The sequence below is a fragment of the Petrocella sp. FN5 genome (assembly GCF_029210395.1).
Classification (GTDB): Bacteria; Bacillota; Clostridia; order Lachnospirales; family Vallitaleaceae; genus Petrocella.
Genome location: NZ_JARGDP010000081.1, coordinates 1 through 11051 on the forward strand (window position 1 = coordinate 1; position 11051 = coordinate 11051).

8 protein-coding genes are annotated in these 11051 nt (G+C 35.9%); 7 read left to right on the forward strand and 1 reads right to left on the reverse strand.

The genetic code is table 11. The features are described 5' to 3' along the window. Positions 1 to 382 precede the first annotated feature (382 nt). The 7 genes from P0N36_RS13235 (at position 383) to P0N36_RS13265 (ending at position 9194) form a co-directional block, all read left to right on the forward strand. Entirely contained in the window at positions 383 to 2428 is a 2046-nt protein-coding gene (locus P0N36_RS13235; RefSeq protein WP_275843331.1) for an S-layer homology domain-containing protein, read from the forward strand. 111 nt (positions 2429 to 2539) lie between these two features. After that, on the forward strand, positions 2540 to 3373 hold the full coding sequence (locus tag P0N36_RS13240; protein WP_275843332.1) for a MerR family transcriptional regulator: 834 nt from the start codon (positions 2540 to 2542) through the stop codon (positions 3371 to 3373). Positions 3374 to 3664: 291 nt separating this feature from the next. Next, the gene (locus P0N36_RS13245; RefSeq protein ID WP_275843333.1) at positions 3665 to 4417 is read left to right on the forward strand and encodes a DNA alkylation repair protein; all 753 of its coding nucleotides are present in this window, start codon (positions 3665 to 3667) and stop codon (positions 4415 to 4417) included. Positions 4418 to 4590: 173 nt separating this feature from the next. Continuing rightward, on the forward strand, positions 4591 to 5385 hold the full coding sequence (gene arsM, locus P0N36_RS13250) for an arsenite methyltransferase (RefSeq protein WP_275843334.1): 795 nt from the start codon (positions 4591 to 4593) through the stop codon (positions 5383 to 5385). A gap of 227 nt (positions 5386 to 5612) precedes the next feature. Continuing rightward, the gene (locus P0N36_RS13255; protein ID WP_275843335.1) at positions 5613 to 7679 is read left to right on the forward strand and encodes a P-loop NTPase fold protein; all 2067 of its coding nucleotides are present in this window, start codon (positions 5613 to 5615) and stop codon (positions 7677 to 7679) included. A 1-nt stretch (position 7680) separates the two neighbouring features. Then, the gene (locus tag P0N36_RS13260; protein WP_275843336.1) at positions 7681 to 8229 is read left to right on the forward strand and encodes a hypothetical protein; all 549 of its coding nucleotides are present in this window, start codon (positions 7681 to 7683) and stop codon (positions 8227 to 8229) included. A gap of 14 nt (positions 8230 to 8243) precedes the next feature. Next, a complete protein-coding gene (locus tag P0N36_RS13265) occupies positions 8244 to 9194 on the forward strand; it encodes an SDR family NAD(P)-dependent oxidoreductase (protein ID WP_275843337.1) in 951 nt (316 codons plus the stop codon). A 209-nt stretch (positions 9195 to 9403) separates the two neighbouring features. On the opposite strand, the gene P0N36_RS13270 is transcribed toward P0N36_RS13265, so the two are convergent. Next, positions 9404 to 10975: an ice-binding family protein gene (locus P0N36_RS13270; protein ID WP_275843338.1), complete on the reverse strand. Its 1572-nt coding sequence runs from the start codon at positions 10973 to 10975 to the stop codon at positions 9404 to 9406. Positions 10976 to 11051 lie beyond the last annotated feature (76 nt).

The window sequence follows — 11051 nt, forward strand, 5'->3', positions numbered from 1 at the left end:
ATAATAACTAGATAGATTTTTCTCATTATAAGTTAGATGGGGACCTTAATGAAGACGGTTTTGTTGATGAGAAGGATTTAGAAATCATTACTGAAGAATTTGCAAAAAGTAGTAAGGAAAAGAAATATGATCTAGATGAAGATGTGAATGCTCCGTGGGCAGGCCCGAATATGGACCGATATTGGTTGTGAAGCTTTACTAGTAAAGCTTATCCTAAGGCTACTAAAGATGAGTGGACTAAAAATTTCTTTAATGCAAAGGTTAACACAAATGAGTTCATGAGTATTTTTAAGGGGAAGTCTTTGAATGTTCAGGACATTCTACTGTCTTAACTCAAAAAGGCCTTGTTAGGTTAGGTAACAAAAAAAGGAGAAGGTAAAAGATGATTAAAAAAATAATATTGTTTCTATTATGTTTGAGCTTAATAACAAGTGTTTCAACAGCAGCTACAGCTACATCTAATTATAATAGCGCATCTAGTTGGGCTCTAGATGAACTAGCAAAAGCAGATCAAGCAGGGCTTCTACCGGATATTATGAAAGATGGGCCCTTTCAATTTTCAGACAATATAAGCCGGTTGGATTTTTCAAAAGCTATTATTTTGTTTTATGATCAATTAGGGGGGACTCAAGATTTACCCACTACGAATCCCTTTAAGGATGTAACAGATCCTAAGATTATCAAGGCTTATCATGCAGGGATTATTAAGGGTAAATCAGAAGATGTATTTATGCCCGAGGACGTTTTAACGAGACAAGAAATGTGTGTTATGATTGTTAGAACATTAGATGCAGTAGGTACAACTAACTATCAAGCCCGTGTAGGATTTCAAAAAGCTTTTCAGGATATAGAGCATATTTCAGATTGGGCTATTGAAGCGGTAGAATCTATGAATGCTCATAGAATTATAAATGGAACAAGTGATAGGTTATTATCGCCTAAAGACCACCTTACAGGTGAGCAGGCAATTATAATGCTATATCGTGCCTTTGATAAGTTTGAAAAGCCGATGGGTGATGAAGATAAAAAATTGATAAGAGTAGGTGATATTAAAAGCGCAGAGATTGATAAAATTAGCGAGAATTGGGATGAAGGGTTAATTCAAAAATCAATAGAGATGGGGTTTCCGTCCATAAAAGAGAGACCTGAAGAAAAAAAGACAAATTCTTTAGATAGGGACGTTATACAATTTGACGACACTTTGTCCGGTTTAGATCTGTTTAAATCAATAACGCACGCAGGGTTTGATAGTATTACAGTAGACTATATGAGTAAGCATTCGAAATGGCTTATGTTTGCGGATGATTATGATTATATATACAGTGAAGAAACAACAACAGTGCATCTAAAAAACGAGGATTTTTATGAAGTAACTAGATCAGATCAATATCCGAAATATGATAGATATTATCGAAGGGATCACGGGATATATTATGTGGTTACAGAGTTAGAAATGGAATCAATAGGAAGAGCATCCTATCCGAGTATAATAGATAATAAAGATGTTCCAAGACATAATCCAATAGTCTTTGGTTCAAAAGACTATTTCGTAGATTGCTTAGTCACAGAGCTTAAGGGTGAAGCGGTGATATATCTTGAAAGATTAATGAGTCGCGATGAAGAAAATAAATTGGTAAAAGAGTGGATCAGTATAAAAGATGGAATTGTTATCAAGAGCTATACTTTTTCTGAAGATGGAGCTGTAGAAAAAGAAATGGAAGCGTTGAGTATCCGTTATGAAGAAATAGAGGATAGTGTTTTTGTCGAGCCTCAGGATATAGCCTATGATGATATAACATTTCTTATTTATTCATATATGAATGAACCTTTGATAGACTTTCAAGATGCTATTAGCAATACATTTATAGAGGAACCATTTATACTTGATTTAATAAACAAAAAAAATAGCAAAAATATTTTGAAGATGCATAGTAGTGGAAAAGCAATGAACCAAATTGCGATAACGTCCGAGGTAAAAAATCATAAAGGTGAGACCTTAGAAATAATAGAATTTCACGATGGAGAATACTTTAATACAGTGGTGCCAGAGAAAAGAGTCGTTGAAAAATATAAGACATCCGTTTCAGACATGAAATTATTTGACTTTCATTCATTAGGATTTAGAGGAAGAAGAGAAACAGAGAAAAAAATTATATACACATTTCAAGACATGGGGAAAGGTAGTGTGAGTGACCTTATTACGTTTTATGAATATAGTATTGATAAAGAAAGCGGGAGATTTGTAGAAATAGCTTCTTTCTTTAAGGAAAGCCCAATAGGCGAAGAAGTAGAAGGATTTAGACAAGAATATGTAGTAACAAATCTTAAAAAGGGGAATATGGCAATATTTGAGATACCAAAAGACTATGAAGTCGTCCAACATGATTGGCATTATGATGGGGAACACGCTCCGATTTGGTGGGAGTAACGCGAACTGTCTTAATTTACCGAAAAACAATATTTATGTTGACTCTCACATTGTGGTACACTTTATAATAAAGATGAGCTCAAGAAAACATATATATGTGAGGTAAAATCAATGTTAAAAATAGGAGATTTTTCAAAATTATCAAGGATTAGTATAAGGATGTTAAGGCATTATGATGCCCTAGGTTTGTTGGAGCCAAAAAGTATTGACGCTTCCAATGGTTACAGGTATTATAACGAAGAACAATTGCAAATTGCATCTAGAATCATAGCCCTTAAGGATATGGGATTTGGTTTGTCAACAATCTCGGAAATACTGATAAAGTATGAGGATACAAAAGCACTGGCTGAATTTTTGTCAATAAAAAAGACGGAAATTGAAGCTCAAGCTGAAGAAGCCAAGCATCGTTTACGACGCCTTGAAACAACCATTAGTCGGTTGAGAAAGGATGATACAGCTATGAATTACAATGTCGTTTTAAAGACCTTACCGGAAAGATATGTTGCCAGTGTGAGAAAGGTTATTCCATCTTATGACCAAGAGAGCATACTATGGAACACATTGATGGCAGAAACAAGTGAAATGAATCTAAAGCCGGATGACCCGTGTTATAGTCTTGCAATTTTCCATGATGAAGGCTATAAGGAGCAGGATGTAGACGTGGAGATACAAATGGCCCTTAAGGATCAACATTCAAACACGGAGCATGTTGTATTTAAAACAGTTTCCTCCATAGAAATCGCTTCAGCAATCTACAAAGGGAGCTATGATCAAATTACCGAAGTTAACCAAGTCGTAGCAAACTGGGTCAATGACAATCAATATGAATTTGATGGTGCCATGTTTTGCATTTATCATGTAAGCCCGGCACAAACACAAAACCCAGATGAATGGGTAACAGAAGTGTGCTATCCGGTCAAGAAAAGAAGCTTCGCTTCGTTATGAGCTCTGCTCATATTTCTGAACGGTTCGACAGGAAATGTCCTTAACGTAATCAGCCATGTTTCAAGGCTGAATACTGTAGTACGACTTTCCTAGAGAACAAGAAAAGATAGTGACAAAAGCAAAAACACCATAAAATATTTGGGCCCCTATAATAACAGTTGCAAGAATAGAACTGTTATTATAGGGGGTTTTTGTTGTATTAGATGAAAACACTATGGTAAAATGGATATAATTGGAATGTGTGCTGTGAATAGGGTATCAATAAATGCATTTATTTAGGGAAGTGAAAAAGTGGAAAAAGATCATGATAAAAGTATTTCAAAGTATTATGGTACGAATCTAGCAGAGCTTTTAGGGGAAAAAATCTTTGAGGTCTATAAAGAATTTCCTCAAAAAGAGTATATCGGTGCCATTGGTAAAAAGTGTGAGGGCCTTAGTTATTCTAAAAGAGTAGAATTACACGCAGACGAGCTCTATAACTACTTGCCTAAGGAATTTGATCAAGCATCAAGGATTCTTGAAGCTATATTGGGAGAAGAGAATAAACATGAAACAGGCATGTTTAAAGAGTTCTATTGGATCTTACCAATTGGAAAGTATGTTGAGAAATATGGCTTGGCACATTTTGATAAATCCATGGATCTGATTGAAGAAATAACGAAAAGAAATACAGGTGAATATGCTGTAAGACCATTTATTAGGTTATATCCGAAGCAAGCAATAGAGAAAATGACAAAATGGGCAGAGTCAGATAATTTTCATCTAAGAAGACTGTCCAGTGAAGGATTGCGACCCAAGCTTCCCTGGGCAACAAAACTGGATACGTTTATTGAACATCCGGAACCGGTATTTGAGATATTAGAAAAGCTAAAAGAAGACGAAGTCATGTTTGTGAAAAAATCAGTAGCAAACCATTTGACGGATTGGTTAAAAGTAAACAAGGCGCCAACAGCAGAACTGATCAAAGAATGGGATCATTCAAATAACAAAAACACAAAATGGATTGTTAAGAGAGCTACAAGAAAAATAAGTATAGAAGAATAAAACTTGAATGTAAAAAATATAAAAAATATAGTTTGTTAATAAGAATAGGCCTGGTTCGATTCGTATATAATTCGGTGTTATAGTTTTACAGGTTATTATAGGGGGGCGACCATTTATAGATGGACACGTCTTAAATTATGAAACAAAAACAAAATAAAAGACGAGGATTCGAGATGAAAATAAAAAAAGAAGAAATAAGAGAACATATACGTAAAAGCTATGAAGCAGTCGCTTTGAAAGGTTCACAAGGATGTGGATGTGGCTGTGGTAGTCAGGAAGATGAGCTAAAATCCTTCGACCTTAAGGATTTATCTTTAAAAATCGGGTATGCAGAAAGTGACTTATCTGATGTTCCTCAAAATGCCAATATGGGATTAGGTTGTGGCAACCCAATTATTCTAGCAAGTCTGAGAAAAGGTGAAACAGTCCTTGATCTTGGAAGTGGCGGAGGATTTGATTGCTTCTTAGCAAGAAAGGAAGTTGGTGACACTGGCTTCGTTATTGGGGTTGATATGACACCTGAAATGATTCGTTTATCAAGAGAGAATGCTGAAAAAAATGAGTATACCAATGTAGAATTTAGGTTGGGTGAAATAGAGCATTTACCGGTGCCAGATGAATCTGTTGATGTCATCATATCGAACTGTGTCATAAATCTATCCCTTGAAAAAGAACAAGTATTTAAAGAAGCTTATAGAGTTCTTAAAAATGGCGGGAGATTATCAATATCAGATGTTGTTGCCACAGCAGACATGCCACAAAATATAAAACATGATTTGTCGATGATGGCAGGTTGTATATCCGGGGCAGCGTATTCAGGTGATATTGAAAGAATGCTTAAGAACGCTGGGTTTAGTCATATCAAAATGTACCCCAAAGATAATAGCAGTCAAATATTAAAAACATGGGCACCGGATAAAAATATACAGGACTTTGTCGCCTCTTTTGTTATAGAAGCACAGAAATAATAATACATCATAGTAGACAATCAGATGGATAGATCTTTAAGCAATATGATAAAATATTTGAAGTATGCCCTATGAAGATGATGATCTATAAGAAAAGGCGAATAAGACTTGGGAATCATTTGAAATCAATAGCGCCAAAGTGTATACTTATTTAAGAAATACATAAAGGCGAATAGTAATATGAAATATCATATTATTGCTATTGGATATAAAAGAGAGGGAAAAAAATGAGCCGAATTGATATTAGAGATATTCCGATTGTTCATGAGGAAGAGGATTACTTAAATATTGAGAAATATGCCGATGCTTTAACCAGATTTATCGTGACTTCAGATACCCCTATTACCATATCCCTTCAAGGTGAGTGGGGTAGCGGGAAATCATCACTTATGAACATTATTAAGAAAAAGTTGTGCGATAATGACAACGATGAAAAATTTGAAGCGATATGGATTAATACATGGGAGTTATACCTTCAAGGGGAAGAAAAAGACATAATTGAACACCTATCCTATTTGATCCTAAAAGAAATCAACCGAATAGCGAAATCAAAGAATATTATATTAGAGAAGGAATTTGATGATATCTTTTCAAGTTTTAAAAGATATTTTTTTAAAACCTCAGACATAATTATGAGCATGACAGGTGCTGATGAAGAAGCGAGGAGACAAGCTCTGGGTATGTTTAATCAGGGTGAGCATACTTATGTCAGCCAAATTAGAAACAAAATTGCAAAAGTGATTGATATATTGGTTCACGCAGATAATAGTCTATCTAAAAAAGGTTTCGTGTTTTTTATTGATGACTTAGATCGTATTCAACCAAGTTTCGCCATTAAAGTGCTTGAAGTACTCAAAAATCTTTTTGTCATTGAAAACTGTGTTTTTGTTTTGGCGGTAGATTACGAAGTCATCCTAAAAGGTCTAAAAGCAAAATACGGTGAAGATCTTGATGAAAGTGATAAAACTTATCGATCTTATTTTGATAAATTAATCCAGCTACCTTTTGTCATGCCGATTTCAAAATATAATATTAATACATACGTCATGAAGGTTCTATATGATATTGGTTATTTTGAAGAAAATCATGGGCCCAGCAATCGCTATCAGGCCTACGTGATTAAGACGATTCTTCTAACTGTGGGTAAGAACCCAAGGGTCATTAAAAGATTGATGAATGCGGTGAAGTTGAGCAAGATTTTCGATGACAGTAACGAGCGGCTTCTATGTAATGATGGGATGAAGCTGGCAAATCTGATATTTGTCTGCATGCAAATGGCTTATCCGAAAATGTATGATGTTTTTGAACAAAACATCCATTATAAAACATGGACAAAAGAGCAAGAGGATATGGTTTATGATGAAACTTTCAATAGATGTAGATTGGCTCAACAACAACAATTCTTAGAGTTGATTTTTGAAGTGTTTGAATATGATGAAAATATTAATAAAAAAGCTTTAGAAAAAATTATTGCACTATCTGTACTTACAAATATGTCCTATAACGTGGAGGATGATCCACTTATGTACAATGGACAAGAATATAACCTGTCTTCAGAAACGCAATCAAAACAAGGCAGTACTTTAATTGACATGATTGAACTTAGTAAGGGAATAAAGGTACTGGATGTAGGGTGTGGTAATGGTAAGACAACTCTAGAACTTTATTCTAAGAATTCTTCAATCTATATTGATGCATTCGACTTATCACTCAGTCAGATAAAAGTAGCTAAAAAGAATCAAGATGAGTTAGGCGTACCAGAAGCACAAGTTCACTTCTATCAAAAGAACGCCATAACCATTGATTATGAAAAGAAATATGATTTAATATTTAGCAACGCTACACTGCACTGGGTAACTGAGGCCAAAGAAATGTATGGCAAGCTCTTTAAAGCCCTTAAACCACAAGGCAAGCTTGCGGTACATCAAGGAGGATTCCGTAGTTATTACGGCTTACATAAAGTGGTACTGCAAGCAATTCACAACTTAAATTTTGATCGATATTTTGAAAATTGGGAATACCCTATTTATTATCCGACCAGTGATGAGATGGAGCATATGCTTTTAGAAATAGGTTATGAGCATGTTCGTGTTATCAGTCATGTTACAGATGGAAAAGAACATTCAAATCTTATTGATAATTTTAAAAATGCCAGCCTATTACCATATTTAAACAGGTTGCCGGATGTGGCTAGCAGAGATAATCTCACCACAGAATATTATGATTTGTGCACAAGTCAAGAAATTGATACATATACCCATCGTTTATATATTTTTGCGAAAAGAGGCGCATAATATGTCGATTATTTTTGTTGAGACTTTAGATAAAACGCCGTATGAAAAAGGTGTATGGGAAATACTATGTGAATGTGATCAAGAGTTTTTGCCACCTTTGTCATCAAGAGAGAGTTCAAGTCAGAGGACGTTAGGTGGATTAGAGGCGCCTAAAACCTTATTACCCTACCGCTACTTTGAGGTCGTGAAAGCACAGAACTATATTATTACCTTGGATGAGTTCGGTGAAGTTACCGGTTTTATGACATTTATTCATAAATATGACTGTGAAGAATTAACGGATATAGGGATATCCAATTATATAACAACCATTTGTGTGAAAAAAGACCATAGAAATAAGGGTTTGCTTAAGCAAATGTATGGATATATGGAAAAGTCATTGCCATATCCATATAGACTACCCTATATGAGTACACGAACTTGGTCAACCAATGCCCATCATTTATCAACACTACATTATTTGGGATTTTATGAAGCTTATAGATTGGAAAATCACAGGGGTGAAGGCATCGATACCATCTATTTTTATAAAAAAGTAGATGATGAGTAAATAAGGAGCTCTATATGACAGCGAAAACAGTCCTAATAACAGGTGCAAATTCAGGTATAGGCAAAGCGTCAGCTATTAAGTTTGCTAGGGAAGGTTATCAGGTTATCATGGCTTGCCGTAACTTAGATAAAGGGCGTCTGGTTCAGCGTTATATTATTGAAACGACGAAGAATAGCCATGTGGATTTATTAGAATTAGATCTTGCCTCATTGGAGGCCATCCGATGCTTTTGTAATGCCTACGAGAAGAAGTATGACCGATTGGATATACTGATTCACAATGCAGCTTATCTACAACATGGCGTAAAAGAATATCAGTTGAGTCAAGACCATATTGAATTATCCTTTGCCACCAATGCAGTCGGACCTTTTTTTCTAACTTATTTGTTAAAAGATAGGCTTAACAAATCTGATAATCCAAAAATACTGAATGCCTGCACAGTTAGCATAAGACACTACTTTGTAAAAAACAGAAAAATTGAGTTTGACAATCTGCAAGGAGAGTACAAAGAATCTAGGCCTTACAATACATATAGAAAGTATGGTGAGTCCAAAATGGCCCTACTTTTGTTAACATTTAAGATGTCAGAGGTATTGAACAAATATGGCATTAAAGTCAATGCAATCCAAATTCCGGCGATTAAGCTCTCGGGGGATACAAGAAGGCAGTTCAAATCTATATGGAGACTATCAGCCGAAATTCAAAATGCTTTTGGTGCAGAACCTGAAACCATAGCAAATATATATTTTGATATATGTACCTCCGAAGCTTTGAATACGGTGTCAGGCAAGCTCATTAATAATAAGTTAGAAGTCATGAAGCCATCCCATTACACTTATGGCTTATTGCAAAGCATTAGGCAACTTCTGGATATGCGTGTCTACCCTAGATATGCAGAGGAGGAGGATAATATAGAGAGGGTTTGGGAAGTCTGTCGTAATATGACAGAGACTGATTTCTGTTAAAAAAAGAAGCGAATGACCTGGCTGAGTTTGAACATGCTTACACAGGTGGATGAGTTTATATAATAGAACAAATCAAAGGGAGCATCTCGTAGATTTTAACTGAGATGCTCCCTTGTCTATGCTATGCAAAAAAATTATTATAATGGGGTGTCAAAACTAAGTAGTTCTAAGTTTATTTAAAAAATAGTTTTGATATCCAAATCCTTTAACTATGGTGCGACAACCGTGCTTGTATCTAAGGTGACTGCGGTTTGAGCCAATAGTCGACCATTGATGGATGCATTTGTTCCCATGGTGATGTTTGTTTTGCTAAGAATTATACCTTCGAAATGTGAACCGGTTCCGATAGAAACAGATTCAGCCACTTGCCAGAAAACATTTTTGGCTTGTGCACCACCGCTTAATGTAATTCTTGTTCCGTTAGCTTGGGTCATGCCTTCGCCAATCTGGAGAATCCAAATGTCGTTTGGTCCACCGTCTAGTGTTACTTCAGAGTTTATAAGGACGCCAGTACCCCATTTGTAGACACCGGGTACAAGCGTTTTACCACTAAGATCACCACTATGAAGTTCTGTAAAATTAACAGCTCTTCCGGCAGCATCGGTATATGCGGTTTCCATATCACTAATGGCTGTGGTCAGATTGCTAGGTGTTGGTGAAGTATAAGTTGCTGCGTATACCCTACCTGTAACTTGGTCAGAAATTGAAAATTGATTGGTTGCATCCAGTGTTAGAGAAAATCCAGTGATAGCGGTATCAGCTATGGGACTAACGCCAATGTCGCCTGTGATTACTGAATTAGGAACAGAGGAAATACCTGTTTTTGATAAGATTACAAAATCACCAGCCATACCTAAATCGACAGTTTTACCAAGAGGCTCAGTAGGTTCTGTAGGCGTTGTTGACTTAACAACTGTTACAGTAGTTGTTGCGGTTTTTGTTAAATCTTCATCAGAGGTTACCCTTATGAGAGCAGTTCCCTCTGCTATTGGTGTAACAATGCCATCTTCTACTGTTGCGACACTACTATCGCTTGATGTCCAGTTTACATTCTGGTTGGTAGCGTTATCTGGAGTAATCTCAAGGGCTATTATTCCGGTTAATCCACCAGCCATTAAAGTCATTGTATTTTCTTTTACATCAATAGAATATACAGCAATAGGTTCGCTGATCACATTATAATTGAAAGCTCTAGTAATTGCCACCAATGCTTCTGCTCTTGTTGTTTGAGCTAAAGGCTTAAAGCTTCCATTTGGATAGCCAACCATGATTTTTGCTTCATCAATGGCTATAATTGCTTGCTTGCTCCAAGTTGCTATTGAAGACCCATCCGTAAAATCCGGAGTATCTGAAGTTGCCGAAAGAGATTTGAGACGGCTAATTATGGATGCGACTTCCTGACGAGATATATGGGCATCCGGTTTCATACTGCCGTCTGGGTAGCCACTGATATAACCAGCTGCGAATGCCTTGCCAATTGCAGGTGCATACCAATCTGTTGTAGATACATCGGTATAATTGGTAGTAGCAGCATTTGTAAATCCGAAAATATTGTTTACCAGTGAAATAAACTCTGCACGGGTAACTGGATTATTCGGTTTAAATGTTCCATCTGGATAACCATCGGCAATTCCGGATGATAGGGCGGATTGAATGGTCTCTTTTGCCCAATTCGATTCATAGTCTTTGGAAGAAACAGCACCGAGTACAGGCGTAGTTATGGTGAAAACCATTAAGAGGCATAGAAAAACGGTTAATGACTTGCTAAATGACATTTTCATTTTGGACTCCTTTTTTGTGTTTTATTATAGTAGATGTAATTTCTGTTATCAAAAAAAATAAACATTAACAATAATT